We start from the raw sequence: 21,029 nt of genomic DNA on the forward strand, positions 1-21,029 counted from the left end.
CTTTACCAGCAGCAGCGCCTCCAGCTACACCAGCAGCTGCAGCTTTTTTACCAGAGTTGTCTTTTTCAGTATTTGTGGGTTCTTCTTTTTTGATATCTTTATCTTTCTTATCATCTTTAGATTCAGAAGCTTTTTCATGATTTTTTTCTAAATCTTTACCGATAATACCGCCGCCAACACTGCCTGCTGCTGCACCTGCAGCTTTTTTCTTGCCGTTTTGTTGACCTTTTACAGTTTCAGAAATATGACCTTTTGACTCTTTTTTCGTTGGTTCTTCTTCTTGGCTATGTAAGTCATTTGGTTTTTCTGTCTTTTCTTCACGTTGATGTGTTGCAGTAGCACGTCTTCTTTGACGTCTTTTATGCGCATTTCTCGGTGGGAAATGTTGTTCCTGCTTTTCTTTTATAGGTTCTTCTTGATGATTTGTTTCTGTGTCAACTGACTCGTCTAAATGATCAGGCTTTTTATGAGATGGTTTAGGATCAATCGATTGACGGTTGCGTTCAAAATCATCTTTGAAATTGTTGTTTGACAACGTCATCATCCTTTCTATATTAAAAATATTTTTATTTACATATGTAGTGTTCATACCCTAAATGAAGAGGTTGAAAAACACATCTTGTAAGTTAATTATAACTTGCAATACATACTAAGCAAAGAGAATTATACCCTATCTGCAACTTGTTTTTCAAAATAAAGTATCCATTTAACTACGTTGTCACAAGTTTATATTATTTCTACTAATATCTCTAGGATGTAAGTGGTTATTCACTAACCATAACATTAAATCAAAGGATAATGATTAATATTAAGTAAATATTTGGTTTAATTTTTCTAAATAATCCATTTTTCTTGCGACTTTCTTTTTATTCAATACATTTATAGGTTGAATTGTATTATCATTGTCACAACATTTTTCTGTCGGAGTGATTGTTTCTCCGAAATATGACATTAAATAATGACGTCTGCAAGTTGTTAAGTTTTTGTATCCCATCATAGTTAATAACCCTTCTTTTTTGCGTTGTCCTGAGATTGAGAAAATCATTTTTATTTGTTCGATTGTATATTGAGTTGCTAAAACATCAAGAATTTCTGCCTTTTGTTCAGGTAAGTTGGCACCTTGATCAAATGCATCAATATCAGCTTCAGTTATGATATCCGCAAAAAGAATAGTTTCTAATAAGAAATAGTCGTCTGGTTGATAAAGACTGATAGCTTGGCTAAGTTGTCCATCCCTTCCGGCACGACCGATTTCTTGAAGGTAACTTGAAGGGCTGACCGGTAAATGATAATGAATGACTGTGCGGATATCAGGTTTGTTAATTCCCATGCCAAATGCACTTGTTGCGACAATCATAGGAATTTTATTTTGTATGAATTGTTGTTGTACAGTTTGTCTTTCTTGATATGATAAATCACCATGGTATATGCCGGTAAGGTAACCTTCATCATAAATCATTTGCGCTAGTTCCCTACACTTTTTCTTTGAAGATACATAAATAATAGTTGGTCCTGAATGTTCTATGAAAGATTTTAACCATTCATTTTTCTCGGCGTTATTTTCAAAGTTGAGATGAGATAACATAATATTATCTCTGCTCATTTTGGTTTTGACCACCTTCAATTTTGTCTGAACGATATCTTCTATATCCTCTTGTAAATGTAATGGTGCAGTCGCAGTCAGTGCGAGCAGTGTCGCTTTTGGAAATTTTTTAGTGATTCTGCCAATTAACGCGTAATGCGGTCTGAAATCATAACCCCACTCTGTAATACAGTGTGCTTCATCAAGCACAATCATACCCAAATCTATCGAATCAATCCATTTAATATTATCTTGATGCAAGATAAATTCAGGGCTTAAAAAGATAAACTTTGATGATTTCAATTGTTTTAAATTCTTCATCTTTTCTTCATAACTCATACCAGAGTGAATGTAACTGACAGAACGCTCTCCGTTCTTTCGCATCTGCATAACTTGATCATCCATTAATGAAATTAGAGGAGAAATGATAAGTGTGGGTTTTTGTTTAATATAAGTCGGCAGTTGATAGCACAAACTTTTACCACTACCAGTAGGTAAAATGCCTAAAGTGTGTTGATGATTCAATACATTTTCGATAATAGGTTTTTGACCTTCTTTAAATGAATCAAAGCCAAACCATTTTTTTAAAGCTTCTTCCAGCATCAAATCCCCTCCCTCGCTAATATGGTAATCGCAAGTTTAATTTCGAAATAGCTCATATTAGGAAACGCTGCCTTAAAATTTCGTAATCGTTCTTCTTGGCGGTCAATATAAAATGTTTTAAATTCATTTAAATCTTCCTTATCCAAATACAAGCTGTAATCAGTAAAATATCCTTTAATATATAGCTCAATGATATGGTCTTCAATTGTATTTAATTTTACGCCTTCTTTTTGTGCAATTGCTTCTAACGATAAACCGTTATTTACTAACTTTAATGTATCTTTAGTATTGATAGAAAGCGTAGGTAAGATAATAGCTTGGTGCAAGATAGGAAATGTCTCTTGATCTTCCAATAAATGCATCATCTCGACTAAATCATTCATTTTAATGATGGCTAACTCTGACATTTTTAAATTTTCGATTAAGCTGACTTGTTGGTTCGTATACATGACTTCATCATAACCTTGTAAGAAGTAATGCAATATAGAACGCGGCTGTGCTTGGTTTAATAGTTCGAAAAGCTGATATATCTCTGTTTTAAATGCATCTAAGCTTTGCTGTGCTTCAAGCTTAAAATAAATAGTTTTTACTCGCTTTTGTACTTTACTGATTTCTGAAACGGGTATAAAAGAAAGCGTGTGATGTTGTTTGAATGAAATGGTTTGTATTAACAACTGCAAAACCTGAAAAGTCTGTTGGATACTTTCAAAGGTATAACGTGTTGAAACTTTTAACGGAATTGATGATAAATCTTCGTTATTCTGATGATAGATTCGTTCGAATGACGTATATTTTAAATCAGGTTGACTATGATATAATGATAAAAGTTGTTGGCTACAAGCATCAAAGTAGGTTTGATGCGTTTTAGCACCAATCAGTATATTGTAGATACTTTTGTCAGTTTTATAATGAAATGCATGCTTTTTTATGTATTGAATTATTTCGTTCAAATCCATCATCACCTATGACTTATAGTATTGAAAAAAGATAAACTGGTGTTAAAATATAAATTACGTTATCAGTGTAGCATTTTTAGAGAAGGAGGCGAAGTAAATTGGCTAAATATACGATTGTAGATATGGATACATGCATTGCTTGCGGCGCATGCGGTGCTGCAGCACCTGACATTTATGATTATGATGATGAAGGTATTGCATATGTTATCTTAGATGATAATGAAGGGACAGCGCCTGTTCCAGAAGAATTATACGAAGACTTAGAAGATGCAGACGAAGGTTGCCCAACAGATTCTATTAAAATTGCAGACGAACCGTTTGATGGTGATGCATTAAAATTCGAATAGTATCAATCGTGAGACCAGTTGGCTGTCTTCGCTTAACATAGATTGATAAAATAAGACAAATAATGCCTTAAAAAATCCCCCGGAAAAATATTTCCGGGGGTTTCTTTAGTTTGTTATTAATAACGCAGTGCTTTCTTTAATCGTTTATATAACAATAAGAAAACGATAGATACTACGATACCTTTAATAATATTGAACGGTACAATACCTGATACTATTATGATTTTTAAGTTTTTCATGACATCGCTTAAGTTCATAATCATACCGTAAAGCGGTAATAATACGAAGTAGTTTAAAACACTTAATACCAATGTCATGACGATTGTACCTACAATGAGGCCAATGATGATATTGAAGTGGCTTTTAACTGCTTTGCTGACATAGTACGCAGTTAATAATAAACTTACTGCTGCTACAAAGTTTGCTAAAGGCCCAATTGGATCTCCCATGTTAAATAAGAAATTCAATAAGTTTTTAATCAATTCGACGATGATGCCTGCTATAGGTCCAAAAATAAAGGTTGCTAATAATGCAGGTACATCACTAAAATCTAAAGTTAAGTACGGAGGCAAAAATGGTAAAGGAAATTTGATAAACATCAAAATAAAAGCAATTGCACTCAACATACTTATGACGATGAAACGTTTGTTGTTTTGTTGATTCATAAAGGCTCCTTCCATTCATCTACGTGAATAGGAGGATTTCATTGCACAACAAATAAACCCTCCATCTTCTCCCATCCAGACTATACTGTCGGCTCTAGAATCTCACTAGATCAGCCATATCTATCAATCGATAAATACAGGTCGCAGGCTTAAATTACTGCCGGTTGGGAATTGCACCCGACCCCGAAGATGAATTTCGTTAATATTTTATTTTCCTATTTATTGTAGCCGATTTATCTTAAAAGTTCAATCCGATTGCTTAACTAGGAAAATTAAAAAACTTGGGCGTAATGCCCAAGTTAAATGATTATGCTTCATGATGATGTGGTTTTGGTAATTTAATAATGAAAGTCGTGCCTTTACCTAATTCACTCGTTAAATTAATTGTACCTTCTTGTGCTTCAATAATCATACGACTGATGAATAGACCAAGTCCTGTTCCCTCTTTGCCGCGTTTTCTAGAAGCATCTACTTTATAGAATCTATCGAAAACTAATTCTACATGTTCAGGTGCAATACCACTGCCGGTATCTGAGATATATAAAATATCGTAATTATCATCTTCGCCAGTTGTGATTTTAATGGAATCTCCAGGACCAGTATATCTTGTCGCATTATCGACTAGGTTTGTAAGTACTTGTTCCATTCGATCCGAATCATAGAACCATAATTGGTTGTGTGTCTCTGGCGCGAGATCTATATCAATTTCTAATTCACTTGCTTGTTGACGATATTTCAACTGCATGCGATCAAGCAATTGGCTGATAGGTTGCACTTCTTTGTGAATAGATAAGCCTTCAGCATCCATTCTCGCAACATTTAACAACTCATTGACTAATCGATTCAAACGTTGTGTCTCATCTAAGACAATAGAAAGCGAATCTCTAATTTCTTCAGGTTCTGAAACTACACCGTCTACAATCGATTCCGTATAACCTTGCAATAAGGCAATTGGTGTTCTGAGTTCATGTGAAACTGTCGCAATAAAGTCTTTTTTCATTTGATCCAGTTTGTGTTCATTTGTCATATCTCGAATGATTGCGACAATACCACTGCTGCCGTTTGGTTGGAATTGATCAATATAACTCATAATTACCACATAATAACGGTTATTGACTTCATATTCTTCAAACTGAGTTTCCTTATCTGTGAAAGTATTATTCATTTGTTCAACGAATAATGCTTTGTTTTCTCCATCAAGCTCATTTTCCATATGCTGAGCGAGTTGGTTAGATAGGATGATTTCTCTATTCTCATTAATACCCAATACACCTTCTACCATCGAATTGATTAAACTTTCTCTAATATTTTTAGAGGCTGAGATTTCATCAATATGACGTTGGATTTCATTGCTCATCAGGTTGAATGAGTGTGCGAGTTCACCTATTTCATCTTTTGTATGAATATCGTTCACTAAAGAATAATTGCCTTTAGAAACGCCGGTTGCTTGGGTTCTGAGTTGGCGAAGCGGTTTTGTGATTCGTGATGATAAGAAGAATGCGAATACAGTGGTCACGATTAAGAAAATAACCGCTGTAACAAGTATGATAATGGTAATAACATTATTTGTATCATCGATGCTTTTTAGGTCTTGGTAAATAAAGACTGCACCATTAGGATGTGTGTTATCAACTTTTGTTGGATATCCTACTAAAACATACGTATGTTTTTGACCATCAACAGTCATTTTAATATGTTCAGATGCTTTTTGTTTATTGTCGAATACTTGCGCAAAGTCTTTATCTTTTTGAATCACATCCATCATTTGTTCTTTGAATTTTGAATGTGAGTTATAATATTCATCCTTTTTATTTTTCATTATAATCAAACCGCTTGGGCCTTCGATAAGCATTTTACTATGTTTGATAGCTAATGATTTATTATCTGACTCCTCTAGCAGATTACTGATACGATGTGCATCGTTGACTAAAGAATGTTCAGTATCTTGCGTATAATACTGTTGGATGAATGTAATTAATGCAGCACTAAGTAAAATTAAAACTGTCGTTACTATTAAAATAATAGTTAACCACAGTTTTATGACGACATTATTGAGTCGTTTCATCGTTGTTGTCGACCTCAAATTTATAACCAACGCCCCATACAGTTTGAATCATTTGAGCTGCATCTTTTGAGACACGGTTTAATTTTTCTCTGAGTCGTTTAACATGAGTATCTACAGTACGCAAGTCTCCATAGAACTCATAATGCCAAACATCTTTTAATAATTGTTCACGGTCGAATACTTTGTTAGGTGTTTTCGCTAAGAAAATTAATAATTCGTATTCTTTAGGTGTTAAATTGACTTGTGTACCATCTGCAAGTACACGGTGTGCATCATTATCAATAACCAAATGCTTAAATTCGATTAAATCTCTAGCATGTGGTTCATTTTGATCTGAAGTTGCTGTTAGCGTGCGTCGTAATAAAGCTTTTACTCTAAGTACGACTTCTCTTGGAGAGAATGGTTTGACGATATAATCATCTGCACCTGATTCAAATCCTTCTACACGGTTCGTTTCTTCCCCTTTTGCAGTTAACATAATGATTGGAGTTTCTTTGTACTCTCTCAAACGGTTTGCAACTTCAATACCATCGATTTCGGGAAGCATCAAGTCTAACAAGATACAAGCATAGTCATGATTTAAAGCTAAATCTAATGCTTCTTTGCCGTCTCGAGCTTCTTCGATATCAAAAGATTCTCGTTCTAAATATAATTTTAATAGTCTGCGAATTCTTTCTTCATCATCAACGACAAGAATTTTTGTCATAATTTTATGTACCTCCCATATGAGCATTCAACAATAGTTGTCCAATAAGATAGACAGACAAGTCCTAAAACATCATAAACATCATGAATGATTTCCTGTATTGATAAAATATCTGTCATAACTTTCTCGGATTTAATAATTTGAGTATCGTCTTCGTATTTTTATTATATATAAAGGTTGTAAAAAAAGACGATTTTTCACTACAAAGCATATTATAACATAAGCATATATCAACAAGTTAATTGTAACCTTGTGAATAAAAATAGATTAACATAATTTGTGCATAATTTCACAAACTTTTATGCTGTTGCTACAAGTTTTAACCATTTGCGGCTAAATTGCGAAGTTTTTTTACTTCATGTGGCGTTAAGACACGTCCTTCTCCAGCGTTCAAGCCTTTTAATGTCAGACCACCCATTTCAATACGCATCAATTTTGTTACTTCATGACCGAAATGTTCGAACATACGACGTACTTGTCGATTTCTACCTTCTGAAATTGTAATTTCAACAAGTGTTGTATTTTTTTCTTTATCTTGATTTTTAATTTTAACTTCTGCTGGATGTGTTTTTCCGTCTTCTAATTGAATTCCTTTTTCAAGTTGTTTCACTTCATCGCGCATCAAATAACCTTTTAATTTAGCTACATATTTCTTTTTAATTTTATAACGAGGATGTGTCATTAAGTTTGTAAACTCGCCATCATTAGTTAAGATAAGCAATCCAGATGTATCGTAGTCTAAACGGCCAACTGGATAGATACGTGTTTCTAAATCCTCGAAATAATCAGTTACGACTGTTCTACCTCGATCATCAGATACACTTGTGATAACTTGTGCTGGTTTGTAGAATAAAATATAAAGTTTGTCTTCTTGTTCTAATTTAACGCCTTCAACTTCAACATTATCTGAAGGTTTTACTTTAGTACCTAATTCAGTTACAGTTTCCCCGTTCACTTTAACTTTACCTTCTGTAATTAATGTTTCTGCTTTTCTTCTAGACGTATAACCGCTATTTGCAATACGCTTTTGTAATCTCTCTAATTCTTTACTCATTATTATCTCCTTTTTGGTTAATTAAATTGTTGAAGAATGATTCTATTTCTTCTTCCTCTTCTTCGGTCGTTGGTAATTCATCTATATTTTTCATGCCGAATACATTTAAGAATAACGGCGTAGTATATAATTGTTGGCTTCTTGAATTGTCTTCATCTTTAGCTTCGATTAACCCTCTAGCAATCAATGTTTTGGCAGCACCATCAGAATTAATTCCTCGTATGACTTCAATATCACTTCTTGTGACAGGTTGGTTGTAAGCAATGATTGAAAGGACTTCCATGGCTGCTTGAGACAGTTTCATATTAGATTGTTGCTTCACAAGTTGTTCGATATAATCAGCTAATGCTTGTTTAGTTGTCAGAACTAATGTGTTTCCATATTGATGAATCATGAGTCCGGGTGATTCATAGTCAGCTACTAATGCAAGCAATTCTTCCTCAGAGATATCTAATATGTCTTGCAGCTGAGTTATTTCTAACCCCTCATCCCCTGCTGTATATAATAAACCTTCTAATATTCCGATTTGCTTAAGCGCCATAATTTACACCTCGAGTTATATTAATGTCTGCGAATTCTTTATCTTGTGTAATTTGAATAATGCCTGATTTAGACAATTCTAAAATTGCTAGAAAATGTGTAACGACATGCTCTGTTGTCTCTTTAAAAGTGAACAAACTGAAGAAATTAAATGACGTTGCTTTTGCCAAACGTTCAGACACTTGTGTTGACGCTTGTTCAATCGTAAATGTTTCTTTTTGGATAGTAACTTGTCTCGGCGTGTCAAATGAAGCTCTAGTCTTGATACGTTGATACGCCATAATTAATTCAGTCAGGTCAATCGTATGGTTTTCATCCCATAATTCTGCAGTTTCTAAATGACTTAAGTCAGTTGGATGTTTACTATAGTACTGTTCCCTTTGAACTTTCATTTCATTTAGAAATTCAGTATATTCTTTGTAGTTTTGATATTCTATTAATCTTCCTACTAGATCTTCACGAGGATCGTCTAAGTCTTCATCTTCTAGATCTGGTTGTTGCGGCAATAACATTTTGCTTTTAATCATAAGCAGCTCTGATGCTACAACTAGGTATTCACTTGCAATATTAATTTCTAATTGTTTCATCGCATGAATATAATTCATATATTGTTCGGTTAAAGCTTTCATGGGAATATCATAAATATCAATTTCATATTTATGTATCAAGTGTAACAATAAATCGAGCGGCCCATTAAAAGCATCTAGTTTAACTTCGTACATCCATTTGTATCTCCTTTAATTGCAAGTCGCATTTGTCATTCAGTACAATATTATACATCAATCATTATAAGAATTAAACGAGAAACAAGGAGCGCTTAACAGATGAAACAAGCATTAATCGAGTTTTACTATCAGTTCCACACTAAACAACATTATTTTTTGTGCCATGATATTTTAGAAGAAGCATGGAAAGCTCAATCTCATTTCACGAAACAAGACGCTGTAGTGAGTTTAATTTTGTGTGCGACCGGATGCTATCACTATAGACGCGCAAATTATAAAGGTGCACATACATTATTTAATCGTGCTTATCGAGCGGCTCATGCGAATTATGCTAAATTAGATCAATTAGGATTAGAAAGCAGAAGTTATCTAATGTTATTACGTGAGTTAATTGAAAGTACTAATCAGGAGCTACTATTTAAACCAGTAGAATTACCTTTACTATCAACAATGAAAAAACAAATCAAACGCATTTATCCTGATTATGCAATCATGCATCAAATTAATACGCTTCCTTATATCTGCGACCATCACCTGTTAAGAGATCGTCATGAAGTTGAACAAGCAAGATTAGAAGCATTAAAACAAAACCAATTGAAACATAAAAAATAGTGCATGAACCAAATGATCATGGCTCATGCACGTGGATGGAATTCGTTGTACATTTTTCTGATTTGAGATTTCGAAACATGCGTATAAAGTTGTGTAGTTGAAATATCAGAATGTCCTAACATCTCTTGAACTGCTCTTAAATCTGCCCCATTTTCTAGTAAATGTGTCGCAAATGAATGACGTAATGAATGGGGTGTCAGCTTTTTAGATATATTGGCTTGGACACCATATTGTTTAATGAGTTTCCATATTCCTTGTCGTGATAAAGGTTTGCCGTGCATATTTAAAAAGAGTACGTCCGTAACTGTACGCTTTAATAATTGCGGACGAACAGTTTCGATATACTTTTTCAAATAATCAATCACCGTTTCACCTAAAGGGATAATCCGCTCTTTGCTTCCTTTACCGAATACGCGGACAAAGCCCATAATCAGATTGACATCCTCGACTCTGACATGAATCAACTCTGTTACACGCATACCCGTTGCATAAAGAAGCTCTAGAATAGTTCTGTCACGATAGCCGTTGTTTTTTCCTAAATTCGGTGTTTCTAACAACGCTAAAACATCATCGACATCTAACACATCTGGTAATCTGCGTTCATATTTCGGAGTTTCAATTAAAACTGTCGGATCTTTTGCGGCATAGCGTTCTCTGAGCGCAAATTGATGGAAGCTTCGAACAGTGGAGATAAAGCGTGCGATTGATTTTGCGGAATGACCCTCATCGTGTAAATATCCTAAACATTGTTGAATCGTTTCTCTATCAATAAAATCTATATGTTTAACCTTTTTTAATTCTAAATAGGCTTTATATTTATTTAAATCACGACGATAGGCCCCAATGGTGTTAACACTTAAACCTTTTTCAATTTGGATGAACTTTAAATATTCCTCAATAATATTTTGAAAATTCGTTTCCAATCCGTTCACCTTCTAACCTAAACTAACTCTCTTTTTTCTTTTGTTGGCACTCACGACAAATACCATGAAATGTCAAACGGTGGTCTAAAATTTTGAAATGAAATTCAGATTCTACTCTTTCTTCGACTTTTGGCAATAAGTCTTCGACAATTTCTTCAACTTTACCACATTCCATACATACAAGATGGTGATGGAAGTGCTTTTCGCCTTCTTTTTTCAAGTCGAAACGTGAAACGCCATCGCCAAAGTTGATTTTATCGACGATTTTAAGTTCAGCAAGCAGTTCTAAAGTACGATAGACAGTTGCTAAACCAATTTCTGGTGCTTTGTCTTTTACTTTTAAATAGACATCTTCTGCACTGAGATGATCTTCTTCGTTTTCAATAAGCACTCTTAACGTTGCTTCACGTTGTGGAGTTAATTTGTAGGATGATTTTTGTAACTGTTGCTTCACGCGTTTTAAACGTTCTTCCACGGAAGCCTCACTCCTCTACTAATAATTATTATCATTGTAATGTAACTTAATGACTCATCTATAAATTACCAGTATTTGAGGCAAATTGCAACACATTCTCATTTGTTATTTAGAATGATTATAATGTGATAATACGTGTTGTAACGCGATTAAAGTTTTGGCATCTTCAATTTTATGATTTTGTACTAAAGCATTGATTTCACCGAGACTCAACTCTACTTGTTCAACAAATTCATCTGGGTCTAGATGGACCTCGCCTTTTACTAAATCGTCAGTGAAATAAATAGCGATTTTCTCATTTGCGAATCCAGGAGAGGTATAAATATCAGCAATCAATTCTAAACTATTCGCTTTATAACCTGTTTCTTCCTCTAATTCTCGTAAAGCTGCTGATTTTGGTTCTTCCCCTTTTTCTAACTTGCCTGCTGGGATTTCTAACAATACTTGTTCAATCGGTTTACGATATTGTTTAACGAAAACTACTTTGTTTTCTTTAGTTAATGCACATACTGCAACTGCACCTGTGTGATTAACAATTTCACGTTTTGAAGTCTTGCCATTTGGTAATTGTACTTCATCTACATCTACTTCAATAATTTTACCTTTGTAGATTGTTTGTTTATTTAATGTTTTCTCTGTTAAATCCATTTGAATCACGTTCCTTTTAACTATATTGAAATACTGATAAACTAGCAGTGTTAGACAATTAAAGTGTATCGAAAGGAGTCACAACATGCAAAAGAATGTTTTGAATAGCGGTTTAGAGATTTCTGAATTAGGTTTAGGGTGTATGAGTCTTGGTACAGAAAAGAAACATGCACAAGCCATTATCGAACGTGCCATTGAATTAGGAATAACATATTTTGATACAGCAGACATGTATGACAAAGGCATCAATGAAAAGTTAGTAGGAGAAATTTTGAAACCGTATCAAAACTCAGAAGATATCGTTATCGGAACCAAAGTCGGTAATCACCTTCAACCAGATGGTACGACATTTTGGGATCCTTCTAAGAAACACATCAAAGAAAGTGTCAAACAATCATTAAAAAACTTAGGTGTCGATCAAATAGATTTATATCAATTACATGGCGGAACAATTGAAGATCCGCTTGATGAAACAATCAGTGCTTTTGACGAATTAAAACAAGAAGGATTAATTCGTGCCTATGGTATCTCTTCTATTCGCCCTAATGTTATTAAATATTATTTAGAGCACAGTCAAATTGACACTTGGATGGCACAGTATAATTTGATTGATAATCGTCCTGAAGATTTAATTCAACAAGCACATCAAAAAGGTGTTAAAATGCTCGCGCGTGGACCATTATTTAAAGGATTACTGACAGCTGAAAGCAATACAGCGTTAGACCAAAAATTTGCGGATGGTATTTTTGATTATAGTTATCAAGAACTTGGCAGTACAGTCGCATCGCTTAAAGAAATTGAAAATAATTTATCAGCACTCACTTTCAATTACTTATTAACACAAGACGTTTTAGGTTCAATTGTGGCAGGTGCTAGTAGTGTGGAACAACTAGAAGAAAACGTGAAGAATTATCAAACACATGTGGATTTAACACGTTTACATGCCGCAAAAGAACGCGTGAAAGATTTGCATTATACAAATCATCTCAACTAAACCACTAAATCATAAATAGGAATATAAATGAATAAGACTTGTCATCTCGTCAAAATAACGTAACGTTGTTACTGAGAATTATTTTGGACAGATATGACAAGTCTTTTTATTATGAGTTTTTATTATTAAATAATTGCGGTGCCAATCTTTCAAGTGTTCTTGGTGATAATTGATAGATTTTCAAAAGTTTGTGCAACCATTTAGGACGATTAACTTCAGCCTTTCCTTTTAACATCGCAGAAATGATATCTCTCGCTAGTACATTAGGATCTAACATAAACTTATCAACTTGTGCAGCATAATTTAGTGTAGGATCTGCTTTAGCATGAAATGGTGTACGTATCGGTCCTGCATTTACTACTGTCACTTGATAATCTGGCTGTTCCAATCTTAATGTGTTTAATACTTGATTAAATCCTGCTTTACTCGCTGCGTAGTGACCACTTGCTGTTTGGGTAGAAAAAGCTGCTAAACTACTGACACCGACTATAAAAGGATGTTGTGTAAAATAAGGTGCAAGTTGAGATAATAATAAGTTGAAATGAAGGACATTAATGGTATACGTTTCTATCATTTCCTGTTCACTATGTTGCAGTATAGGTTTAAAATATCCCAACCCTGCACTATGTATAAATCCATCGATTGGTTTTGAAAATGTGAGTTGATGAATATCTGTTGCATCATTTAAATCACAATACTTTGAATCTAATAAGTGTTGATTGACTGGAAAATGTGTTTCATTAAATCTTTCTATGTTTCTTACTAGTAAAGTCACATGAGCACCTTTGGCTAAAAGTTGTTGCGTAAGTGCATAGCCAAGTCCACTCGTGCCTCCTGTTACGATAAAATGCTTTCCTATTATCTGTTGCATTATAATCCTCCGCTCTGTATGAGTTGTATATCCGTTGAAATTATAGCCTCAAATTAACATTGTTGTGCAAAATGATTGATATTGCTATGATAAGTGTATCAATTATCAAAATATAGGGAGTGCTATTCAAAATATGAAAATTGTATTCTATGGTTCAGGCAACATGGCTCATGCTATTTTTGCAGGAATAATTGCATCTGAAGTAATCGATCCTAATGATATTTATATTACAAACCGTTCTAATGAAGCGGTCTTAAAAGGCTATGCTGAAGAATTAGGCGTTAATTATAGTTATGATGACGCCGCATTATTAGCAGATGCTGACTTTGTCTTTTTAGGAACGAAACCCTATGATTTTGAAGCATTAGCTGATAGAATCCGTCCATATATTACAGATAAAAATAGATTTATTTCCATCATGGCTGGTATCTCGATACAGTATATCAGAAAACAACTTGACCATGATAACCCAATTGCACGTATTATGCCTAATACGAACGCACAAGTCGGTCATTCAGTCACAGGTATCAGTTTCTCAGAAAACTATAAGCAAGAAGATAGAAAACAAGTTATTGATATTGTCCATGCGTTTGGTTCAGAAATTGAAGTTCAAGAAGATGCGTTGCATCAAGTCACTGCGATTACTGGCAGCGGCCCTGCTTTCTTGTATCATGTGTTTGAACAATATGTAGAAGCGGGTGTCAGACTTGGTTTAGATAAAGAAGAAGTTGAAGAATCAATCCGTAACTTGATAATCGGAACTGGAAAAATGATTGAGCGTTCTGATTTAAGTATGGAACAATTAAGACAAAACGTGACTTCTAAAGGTGGAACGACGCAAGCAGGCTTAGATGCTTTAGCTCAACACGATATTGAAAGTATTTTCGAAGATTGCTTCAATGCGGCAGTAAAAAGAAGTAAAGAGTTATCGAACGACGAATAAGTTAAAATTGATAAAAGAAATGCTGAGACAGTTAAATTATCTGCCTCAGCATTTTTATATTTCAAACGCATCAAAGTCTCTTACGAATTTAAATTTTAAATGTGGATAATGCTCTTGTAATTCAGCATACAACACATCGATATCACTCAGGTTATAACGGTTACTAATATGATTCAACAATGCTTGTTTCGCATGAGAATCTTCTAATAGTTTTAATACATCTGAAATATGGCTATGATGATGACTATCCGCTAATGTTCTATCACCATCAATATATGTAGCTTCATGAACAATCACGTCAACATCTTCAGCAAGTAAATATTCATTTTTACAAGGCATGGTATCGCCGAATATTGCGATTTTAGGACCTATTTTATCTGAACCTTTAAATTGTGATGAGTCATAAGTTTGATTGTTGAATACAAAAGTATTTTGTTCTTTGACTTCTTGGTATTTTGGTCCTGGTTCCATACCGATAGCTTTTAATGCAGCGACATCTATTTTACCAGGTGTGGTTGGTGCTTCAATACGGTAGCCGAATGATGGTACACCATGATTCAAAGCATATGCACTGATTGTAAAACCTTCGTGATGGTAATGTAATTGTTCATCAATTTCTATAAATGTAATTGGATAATTTAATTTAGATAATGAGGCTTGTAATGTCATTTCAACATAGCTTTTAATACCTCTTGGCCCAATGATTGTTAAGGGTTTATCTTCCCCACCTTGGAAAGAACGGCTTGTTAATAAGCCGGGTAAGCCAAATATATGATCACCATGCATATGGGTGATGAAAATATGGTCTACTTTTCCGAGTTTAATCGAATGATGCAAGATTTGATGTTGCGTTCCTTCTCCTACATCGAATAGCCATATTGAATTTGAATAGGGTTCTAAGTTGAGCGCTATTGCTTGTGTATTGCGTTCTTTGGTTGGCAACGCCGCTCCAGTACCTAAAAATGTAATTTCCATTATAACGCTCCTCTCTACACGTTAGTGTACCATATCTAAAATGACAAACACGAAGAAATTTAAGCATAAATGTGTTACATTAATTCTTCATAGTTTATAATAATAGCATATCTAATATAGAATTGAGGTTTTGAATCTTGAGTAATAAAAGAAAGCATATACCATGTTTGATTACAATTTTTGGAGCAACTGGTGATTTAAGTCATCGAAAGCTGTTCCCTTCACTATTCCATTTATACCAACAAGATAATTTAGATGAACATGTTGCAATCATTGGTATTGGCCGTCGTGACTATTCGAATGAGCATTTTCGCAACCAAGTTAAGTCATCTATTCAAGCTCATGTAAAAGATACAAAACACCTTGATCAATTTATGGAACATGTATTTTACTTCAAACATGATGTCAGCGAAGAACAAAGCTATGATGATTTATTGCAGTTTAGTAATCAACTCGATTCAGAATTCGGCTTACAAGGAAATCGCCTATTCTACTTAGCTATGGCCCCTAATTTCTTTGGTTTAGTTACGGATTACTTAAAATCATCTGGTTTAACTAAGACAAGAGGATTCAAACGCCTTGTAATTGAAAAACCATTCGGCAGTGATTTGGCTTCAGCTGAAAAATTAAACAAACAAATTAGAAAATCATTTAAAGAAAATGAAATTTACCGTATTGACCATTATCTTGGTAAGGATATGGTACAAAACATCGAAGTGTTACGATTTGCGAATGCGATGTTTGAACCTTTATGGAACAATAAATACATTTCAAATATTCAAGTGACTTCATCTGAGATTTTAGGTGTTGAAGACCGTGGAGGCTATTATGAATCTAGCGGTGCATTGAAAGATATGTTCCAAAACCATATGCTTCAAATGGTGGCGTTGTTAGCGATGGAACCGCCGATCAGTTTAAATAGTGCAGATATCCGTGCGGAGAAAGTAAAAGTGTTGAAGTCGTTGCAACCATTGGATTCTGAAGCGGTTCGTACAAACTTTGTACGTGGTCAATATGATGCTGGTGAAATTGATGGCAAGTATGTTAAAAGCTATCGTGAAGAAGATCGTGTCAGCGAAGACTCAATCACACCTACTTTTGTTTCAGGTAAAGTCATGATTGATAACTTCCGTTGGGCTGGTGTACCATTCTACATCCGTACTGGTAAACGAATGAAACGTAAATCTATTCAAGTCGTGGTTGAATTTAAAGAAGTACCTATGAATTTATATTACGAAAAAGATAAGCATTTAGATTCCAACTTATTGGTTATTAACATCCAACCTAATGAAGGTGTTTCTATTCATTTAAATGCGAAGAAGAATGTACAAGGTATTGAAACTGAACCAGTTCAACTATCATACTCAATGAGTGCACAAGATAAAATGAATACCGTTGACGCCTATGAGAACTTATTGTTCGACTGCTTAAAAGGTGATGCAACAAACTTTACACACTGGGAAGAGTTAAAATCAACTTGGAAATATGTTGATGCAATTCAAGAAGAATGGGATCAAGTTGAACCTGACTTCCCTAACTATAAATCAGGTACTAACGGTCCATTAACAAGTGAATTGTTATTAAGTCGTGATGGATTCCACTGGTGGGACGATATACATTAATATCAGTTTAAATTTATGAAGACAAGACAGTGTCACAACATTGATACTGTCTTGTTTTTTTAACGTCTTTTTGTAGGAAAGTCATAGAAGAATACGGTATAATATAGGACAATAGTTATTTTAGGAGTGAGCAGTTTGGACGTTATCAAGCAAATACAACAGGCCATTGTTTATATTGAGGACCGTGTTTATGAGCCTTTTCATTTGCAAGATTTAAGCGATTACGTTGGCCTTTCTCCCATGCATCTAGATCAGTCTTTTAAAATGGTTGTCGGCTTATCTCCTAGTGAGTATGCAGAAGCTAGAAAATTAACGAAAGCAGCTGAAGATGTGATTGTAGGGGCTTTTCGTTTAGTAGATATCGCTAAAAAGTATCATTATGAAGATACAAATGATTTTGCTAATGCATTTAGTGATTATCATGGCATTTCCCCTATTCAAGCAAAGCTGAAGCAAGATGAGTTGAAAATGCAAGAAAGATTATATTTAAGAATAGCAACAACGGATCGTCCACCTTATACGTATAGATTAGAAAAATCTAAGGATCACGCATTAGTCGGTTATGCTAAATTTGTGAATACAGAGGACTTAAGCAATCCATTTCTTGTTGCTGATTTTTTAGAGGATTTATTAGTAGATGGTAAAATTAAAGAACTTGAACGTTATAACGATGTAAGTCCTCATGAACTATTTGTTGTAAAATGCCCACTGGAAAATGGTGTTGAATTGTTTATAGGTGTACCAAGCGAACGCTACCCCGCTCATTTAGAAAGTCGATTTTTACCCTCTAGACAATATGCTAAGTTTAATTTACAAGGTGAGATTGATTTTGCGGTTAATGAAGCATGGCACTATATTGAAACAAGATTGCAGCTGACGATGCCTTATGAAACTGAAGCTTTGTATGTAGAAGTTTATCCATTTGATATTTCCTTCGATAATCCTTTTACAAAAATTCAATTATGGTTGCCTGTTGATTTAGATGAATAATTAAAGTGAAAAGCACACTATCAGAAATGATAATCTGATAGTGTGCTTTTTATAGATTTATAAAATTATTTTTCTTCAGCCCAATGTGTATGGAATGTACCTTCTTGGTCTTTACGTTGATAAGTGTGCGCACCGAAGTAGTCACGTTGTGCTTGAATTAAGTTTGCTGGTAAGTTTTCTGAACGATAGCTGTCAAAGTAATTAATGCTCGCAGCAAATCCAGGTGTAGGAACACCATTTGCAACACTTTCAGCAACAACATCACGTAATGCTGATTGATAATTTGTTACGATATCTTTGAAATAAGGATCTAATAATAAGTTTTGTAATTCTGGATTATTATCATATGCCTCTTTAATTTTTTGTAAGAATTGTGCACGAATAATACAACCTGCTCTCCAAATCATAGCTAAATCGCCAAGTTGTAAGTTCCATTCGTTTTCTTCACTTGCTTTACGCATTTGCGCAAAACCTTGTGCATATGAACAGATTTTACTCATATAAAGCGCCTTACGGATTTTTTCTAAGAACTCATCTTTATTACCTTCAAATTTTGGTGATGGGCCAGTTAATTCTTTAGAAGCAGCGACGCGCTCATCTTTCATTGATGAGATAAAGCGTGCGAATACAGATTCAGTAATAATTGTTAATGGTACACCTAGTTCTAATGCATTAATAGAAGTCCATTTACCAGTACCTTTTTGACCTGCTTTATCCATTACTTTTTCAACTAATGGGGAACCGTCTTCATCAAGTTTGTTGAAGATTTCACCAGTAATTTCAATTAAGTAACTTTCAAGTTCGCCTGCATTCCATTCTTTGAATGTATTTGCGATTTCAGTATGTGACATATGCAATGCATCTTTCATTAATGCATAACTTTCAGCGATTAATTGCATGTCAGCATATTCGATACCATTGTGTACCATTTTAACGTAATGTCCTGCACCGTCTGGACCAATGTATGTTACACAAGGCGCACCATCGTCAGCTTTAGCAGAAATTGCTTCTAAGATATCAGCAACTTTGTCATATGCTTCTTTTTGACCACCAGGCATGATTGAAGGACCAGTCAATGCGCCTACTTCTCCTCCTGATACACCTGTACCAATAAAGTTAATGCCGCTTTCTGCTAATGCTTTGTTACGACGAATCGTATCTTGATAGTTTGTATTACCACCATCGATTAAAATATCACCATCATCTAATAATGGTAATAAACCTTCGATTGTCGCATCCGTTGCCGGACCTGCTTTAACCATTAAAAGAATTTTACGTGGACGTTCAAGTGAATTCACAAATTCTTCTAAAGAATAAGTTGGGTGAATATTTTTGCCTTTTGATTCTTCGACCATTGTGTCAGTTTTTTCTTTTGAGCGGTTATAAACTGAGACTGTATAGCCACGAGATTCAATATTCCAAGCTAGGTTTTTACCCATTACGGCTAAACCGACTACACCAATTTGTTGCGTCATATTACTTACCTCTCTTTGATAAAAATTTTCTATTTTATTGTATCACAATTAGCGTTCCTGCTCACTTATTCAAGCTTAAAATCAATCGCTAGTTAATTCTACAATTTTAAGTAGTTGTTCAGCTAATAAATTTAAAGATTGAATTTCCATTCTTTCTTCAGTTGTATGGATATTTTGATATCCGATACCAATAATCACAGTTGGAATACCTAATGCGTTGATAATATTTCCATCAGAGCCGCCTCCGGCAACCACTGTATTTCCACTTAATCCTAAACTTTGTGCACTTTTTACTGCATATTGTGTCACTTTAGCATCTTCAGCCACTTTAAAACCTTGATAACTTTTGCTTGTAAATACATCAGCACTGCAACCATAAGCTTCAGCAGTTTCTTCAAATACTTGTTTCATATGGTTGATTTGGGCTTCGATTTTGTTATTGTCATGTGATCTGGCTTCTGCATGTAATGTGACTTCGTCAGCGACTATATTCGTTGCTGAACCGCCAGTAAAACTACCGATATTGGCAGTTGTTTCATCATCGATTTTACCTAACTTCATTTTACTGACTGCTTTCGCTGCAATATTAATAGCACTAACACCTTTATCCGGTGTGCTGGCATGTGCCTTTTTACCATGAATTACTGCACTAAGTTTCATCTGTGTAGGTGCACCCAATACAGTTGTTCCAATTGGTGCACTAGCATCTACTGCGTATCCAAATTGTGCATCTAATAATTCAGGATTAAGCACCTTAGCACCTAGTAAACCAGACTCTTCACCTACTGTGATAACAAATTGAATTTGGCCATGTGGGATTTGATTTTCTTTTAATACTTGAATTAATTCAAGTAAAGCAGCAATCCCTGCTTTGTCATCTGCGCCTAGTACAGTTGTACCATCTGAATAGATATATCCATCATCTTTGACGATAGGTTTAACGCCAATCCCAGGTGCAACTGTATCCATATGACTTGTAAAATAAATATTTTGGGTTTTATTGTGATTTTCTGTTGCCGCAAGTGTACAGATTAAGTTGTTTGCACCTAAATCAGGCTGCTCACCTGCATTATCTTCTTTTACTGTTAAACCTAAACTTTCAAATTTTTCTTTAAGAATTGGTTGAATGATTTCTTCATGACCTGTTTCTGAGTCGATTTGTACCAATTCTAAAAATGTTTCTAGTAAACGTTGTTCGTTAATCATGTTCTAACCCCTTCCTATACTATGTTTAGTGTATACGATTTATCTGCTTTGT

The 21,029-nt window shown here is 34.5% G+C and carries 21 protein-coding genes, 1 pseudogene and 1 riboswitch; of the genes and pseudogenes, 6 read left to right on the forward strand and 16 right to left on the reverse strand.

Going from position 1 to position 21,029, the window contains the following annotated elements:
- The 3 genes and pseudogenes from HMPREF2937_RS04745 to HMPREF2937_RS04755 form a co-directional block, all read right to left on the reverse strand.
- Positions 1–535, reverse strand: a pseudogene (locus HMPREF2937_RS04745) (hypothetical protein); the annotation flags it as partial.
- A 273-nt stretch (positions 536–808) separates the two neighbouring features.
- A complete protein-coding gene (locus HMPREF2937_RS04750; RefSeq protein ID WP_070864127.1) occupies positions 809–2,185 on the reverse strand; it encodes a RecQ family ATP-dependent DNA helicase in 1,377 nt (458 codons plus the stop codon).
- The gene (locus HMPREF2937_RS04755) at positions 2,185–3,141 is read right to left on the reverse strand and encodes a helix-turn-helix domain-containing protein (RefSeq protein WP_083326915.1); all 957 of its coding nucleotides are present in this window, start codon (positions 3,139–3,141) and stop codon (positions 2,185–2,187) included. The genes HMPREF2937_RS04750 and HMPREF2937_RS04755 overlap by 1 nt, the downstream gene beginning before the upstream one ends.
- A gap of 98 nt (positions 3,142–3,239) precedes the next feature.
- On the opposite strand from HMPREF2937_RS04755, the gene HMPREF2937_RS04760 reads away from it, so the two are divergent.
- Positions 3,240–3,488, forward strand: coding sequence for a ferredoxin (locus tag HMPREF2937_RS04760; protein ID WP_002480988.1), 249 nt, complete (start codon positions 3,240–3,242; stop codon positions 3,486–3,488).
- A 116-nt stretch (positions 3,489–3,604) separates the two neighbouring features.
- On the opposite strand, the gene HMPREF2937_RS04765 is transcribed toward HMPREF2937_RS04760, so the two are convergent.
- The 6 genes from HMPREF2937_RS04765 to HMPREF2937_RS04790 form a co-directional block, all read right to left on the reverse strand.
- Positions 3,605–4,153, reverse strand: a complete 549-nt coding sequence (locus HMPREF2937_RS04765; RefSeq protein WP_070864129.1) for an ECF transporter S component — start codon at positions 4,151–4,153, stop codon at positions 3,605–3,607.
- A 59-nt stretch (positions 4,154–4,212) separates the two neighbouring features.
- Positions 4,213–4,348: riboswitch (FMN riboswitch) on the reverse strand.
- Between the two features lie 112 nt (positions 4,349–4,460).
- The gene (locus tag HMPREF2937_RS04770; RefSeq protein ID WP_070864130.1) at positions 4,461–6,218 is read right to left on the reverse strand and encodes an ATP-binding protein; all 1,758 of its coding nucleotides are present in this window, start codon (positions 6,216–6,218) and stop codon (positions 4,461–4,463) included.
- Positions 6,202–6,924 carry a response regulator gene (locus HMPREF2937_RS04775; RefSeq protein ID WP_002480991.1) on the reverse strand — a complete coding sequence of 241 codons (723 nt, stop codon included), beginning with the start codon at positions 6,922–6,924 and terminating at the stop codon, positions 6,202–6,204. The genes HMPREF2937_RS04770 and HMPREF2937_RS04775 overlap by 17 nt, the downstream gene beginning before the upstream one ends.
- A gap of 319 nt (positions 6,925–7,243) precedes the next feature.
- Positions 7,244–7,978 carry a pseudouridine synthase gene (locus HMPREF2937_RS04780; RefSeq protein WP_070864131.1) on the reverse strand — a complete coding sequence of 245 codons (735 nt, stop codon included), beginning with the start codon at positions 7,976–7,978 and terminating at the stop codon, positions 7,244–7,246.
- On the reverse strand, positions 7,971–8,519 hold the full coding sequence (scpB, locus tag HMPREF2937_RS04785) for an SMC-Scp complex subunit ScpB (RefSeq protein WP_057510490.1): 549 nt from the start codon (positions 8,517–8,519) through the stop codon (positions 7,971–7,973). Before scpB ends, HMPREF2937_RS04780 begins: the two co-directional genes overlap by 8 nt.
- Positions 8,509–9,240: a segregation and condensation protein A gene (locus tag HMPREF2937_RS04790; RefSeq protein ID WP_023015178.1), complete on the reverse strand. Its 732-nt coding sequence runs from the start codon at positions 9,238–9,240 to the stop codon at positions 8,509–8,511. The genes scpB and HMPREF2937_RS04790 overlap by 11 nt, the downstream gene beginning before the upstream one ends.
- Before the next feature lie 102 nt (positions 9,241–9,342).
- On the opposite strand from HMPREF2937_RS04790, the gene HMPREF2937_RS04795 reads away from it, so the two are divergent.
- Complete coding sequence (locus HMPREF2937_RS04795) at positions 9,343–9,855, forward strand: DUF309 domain-containing protein (RefSeq protein WP_070864132.1); 513 nt, start codon at positions 9,343–9,345, stop codon at positions 9,853–9,855.
- A 23-nt stretch (positions 9,856–9,878) separates the two neighbouring features.
- Here the strand turns inward: HMPREF2937_RS04795 and xerD are convergent, their stop codons facing one another.
- From xerD to HMPREF2937_RS04810, 3 genes are all read right to left on the reverse strand, one after another.
- Complete coding sequence (gene xerD / locus HMPREF2937_RS04800) at positions 9,879–10,778, reverse strand: site-specific tyrosine recombinase XerD (protein ID WP_002480996.1); 900 nt, start codon at positions 10,776–10,778, stop codon at positions 9,879–9,881.
- Positions 10,779–10,800: 22 nt separating this feature from the next.
- Positions 10,801–11,253 (reverse strand): ferric iron uptake transcriptional regulator, encoded by a 453-nt coding sequence (locus HMPREF2937_RS04805; RefSeq protein WP_002480997.1) that lies wholly within the window; start codon positions 11,251–11,253, stop codon positions 10,801–10,803.
- Between the two features lie 105 nt (positions 11,254–11,358).
- Complete coding sequence (locus tag HMPREF2937_RS04810; RefSeq protein ID WP_070864133.1) at positions 11,359–11,901, reverse strand: NUDIX domain-containing protein; 543 nt, start codon at positions 11,899–11,901, stop codon at positions 11,359–11,361.
- An 85-nt stretch (positions 11,902–11,986) separates the two neighbouring features.
- Here HMPREF2937_RS04810 and HMPREF2937_RS04815 point away from each other — a divergent pair, with 85 nt between their 5' ends.
- A complete protein-coding gene (locus tag HMPREF2937_RS04815) occupies positions 11,987–12,895 on the forward strand; it encodes an aldo/keto reductase (protein WP_002480999.1) in 909 nt (302 codons plus the stop codon).
- Positions 12,896–13,004: 109 nt separating this feature from the next.
- Here HMPREF2937_RS04815 and HMPREF2937_RS04820 read toward each other — a convergent pair whose 3' ends face one another.
- On the reverse strand, positions 13,005–13,766 hold the full coding sequence (locus tag HMPREF2937_RS04820) for an SDR family NAD(P)-dependent oxidoreductase (RefSeq protein ID WP_180364619.1): 762 nt from the start codon (positions 13,764–13,766) through the stop codon (positions 13,005–13,007).
- 133 nt (positions 13,767–13,899) lie between these two features.
- Here HMPREF2937_RS04820 and proC point away from each other — a divergent pair, with 133 nt between their 5' ends.
- A complete protein-coding gene (gene proC, locus HMPREF2937_RS04825) occupies positions 13,900–14,709 on the forward strand; it encodes a pyrroline-5-carboxylate reductase (protein WP_070864134.1) in 810 nt (269 codons plus the stop codon).
- Between the two features lie 54 nt (positions 14,710–14,763).
- Here proC and rnz read toward each other — a convergent pair whose 3' ends face one another.
- Positions 14,764–15,684, reverse strand: a complete 921-nt coding sequence (rnz, locus tag HMPREF2937_RS04830; protein ID WP_002481002.1) for a ribonuclease Z — start codon at positions 15,682–15,684, stop codon at positions 14,764–14,766.
- A gap of 137 nt (positions 15,685–15,821) precedes the next feature.
- Between rnz and zwf the strand changes: the two genes are divergently transcribed.
- Together zwf and HMPREF2937_RS04840 are read left to right on the forward strand one after the other, a co-directional pair.
- The gene (gene zwf, locus HMPREF2937_RS04835) at positions 15,822–17,306 is read left to right on the forward strand and encodes a glucose-6-phosphate dehydrogenase (RefSeq protein WP_002481003.1); all 1,485 of its coding nucleotides are present in this window, start codon (positions 15,822–15,824) and stop codon (positions 17,304–17,306) included.
- Between the two features lie 135 nt (positions 17,307–17,441).
- Positions 17,442–18,296 carry an AraC family transcriptional regulator gene (locus HMPREF2937_RS04840; protein WP_057510488.1) on the forward strand — a complete coding sequence of 285 codons (855 nt, stop codon included), beginning with the start codon at positions 17,442–17,444 and terminating at the stop codon, positions 18,294–18,296.
- A gap of 65 nt (positions 18,297–18,361) precedes the next feature.
- Here the strand turns inward: HMPREF2937_RS04840 and gndA are convergent, their stop codons facing one another.
- A complete protein-coding gene (gene gndA / locus HMPREF2937_RS04845; protein ID WP_002481005.1) occupies positions 18,362–19,771 on the reverse strand; it encodes an NADP-dependent phosphogluconate dehydrogenase in 1,410 nt (469 codons plus the stop codon).
- A gap of 81 nt (positions 19,772–19,852) precedes the next feature.
- Complete coding sequence (locus HMPREF2937_RS04850; protein WP_070864135.1) at positions 19,853–20,977, reverse strand: M20/M25/M40 family metallo-hydrolase; 1,125 nt, start codon at positions 20,975–20,977, stop codon at positions 19,853–19,855.
- Between the last annotated feature and the right edge of the window lie 52 nt (positions 20,978–21,029).

This window comes from Staphylococcus sp. HMSC061G12 (assembly GCF_001838465.1).
Taxonomy (GTDB): Bacteria; Bacillota; Bacilli; order Staphylococcales; family Staphylococcaceae; genus Staphylococcus; species Staphylococcus simulans.